This is a genomic window from Paenibacillus kribbensis, assembly GCF_001705305.1.
GTDB lineage: Bacteria > Bacillota > Bacilli > Paenibacillales > Paenibacillaceae > Paenibacillus > Paenibacillus kribbensis_B.
In genome coordinates this window covers 1-1,068 of the sequence record NZ_MCBP01000046.1, presented here as the reverse complement: position 1 = coordinate 1,068, position 1,068 = coordinate 1, and the positions used below count along the sequence as shown (strand labels likewise).

4 protein-coding genes are annotated in these 1,068 nt (G+C 35.5%); all 4 read left to right on the top strand.

What is annotated here, in order from left to right:
• Positions 1–256, top strand: a 256-nt coding sequence (locus BAZ21_RS27465) for a hypothetical protein (RefSeq protein WP_068505950.1), incomplete at its 5' end; no start/stop codon positions are given.
• Positions 256–570 carry a hypothetical protein gene (locus BAZ21_RS27460; protein ID WP_068505949.1) on the top strand — a complete coding sequence of 105 codons (315 nt, stop codon included), beginning with the start codon at positions 256–258 and terminating at the stop codon, positions 568–570. The genes BAZ21_RS27465 and BAZ21_RS27460, both read left to right, overlap by 1 nt.
• Positions 567–908, top strand: coding sequence for a hypothetical protein (locus BAZ21_RS30055; protein ID WP_256022877.1), 342 nt, complete (start codon positions 567–569; stop codon positions 906–908). The genes BAZ21_RS27460 and BAZ21_RS30055 overlap by 4 nt, the downstream gene beginning before the upstream one ends.
• Positions 899–1,068 (top strand): hypothetical protein (locus tag BAZ21_RS30420; protein WP_444939615.1); only part of this gene is annotated, 170 nt, incomplete at its 3' end. The genes BAZ21_RS30055 and BAZ21_RS30420, both read left to right, overlap by 10 nt.

The window sequence follows — 1,068 nt, the reverse complement described above, 5'->3', positions numbered from 1 at the left end:
TTATATTAAGGTCTATTGTGGTATTCCGATTTTAGTAACAGCTTATGATAGTAAACTCATCTTATTCCGTTCAATAGCTATTAAATTGCTAGAAAAAAATGGTATTAAAGCTGACGAAACAAGTGTATTAGTGAAAGAATTTATCTCTTGTTATTGTCGGCTTAATATTGTTGATGAACCAGCAGAACAATGGCGAAATGCTGAAATGAAACGTTTGGCTTCTTTACAAGAGTTAATGTATTATGGAGGTATTTAATGATATTTTCACAAGTTACATTGCAAGTTGAAACGACTGTTAAGAAGAAGAACGGTGCAGAAGCTAATGTTATAAAACCTATCGTTTTGCCAGCAGTTAAACAGAGAATTAATCAGTCAAGACTTGATGAGTTTTCTATGATTGGGCTAGGTAAAAATGTAAGATACGAGCTTAACGGAATCGGAGAAATGGAAGACTTGATTTTCAACTATTTCTTAGACGAAAAAGGCGAAACTTTCAAGCGGACAACATGGGAAAGAAACCCTAAGAATAACAAGATGATTTTAGAAGGAGTCGTGAGTAACGGGATATGAATGAATTCGATTCTTATATAGATTGGTACAACAATTTACTTACAATGCCTCTAAATGACGTTATTTTAGGCGTTAAGGACACGATAGAAGACAAGACGGTATATTTATCACTTAGTGACTCAAAGGTGCTTAAAATGGATAATACGAGCTTTGTCATGGGTTACTATTATCAAGTTGTTTTATCTGTTAAAGATGTTGACGATGAACTTGTCGGACTGGTCGGAGATGTTCTGCAAAACGGTTGGAATATGACAAACTGGTCGGAAAATAGCCATTTGTACAATTATACTGGAACTGTTTATTTACCTTGTGGTGCAGGTGGTCAAGCATGGCAATGAATTTACTTAATACATCAAGCATAGCTAAAGAAATGCAAACTAAAGTAACAGAACGCATGGGCGATTGGTTTGAAGCAGAGTTTAAGGCTAAGGCAAATGCTGCAAGCCGAAGAACTAGATTAATCAGAAGCCACGGTCATACCTATACTTATGCCAGATA

Coding starts and splice junctions, on each gene's coding strand:
- BAZ21_RS27460 (WP_068505949.1), top strand. CDS start 256: ATGATATTTTCACAAGTTACATTGCAAGTTGAAACGACTGTTAAGAAG.
- BAZ21_RS30055 (WP_256022877.1), top strand. CDS start 567: ATGAATGAATTCGATTCTTATATAGATTGGTACAACAATTTACTTACA.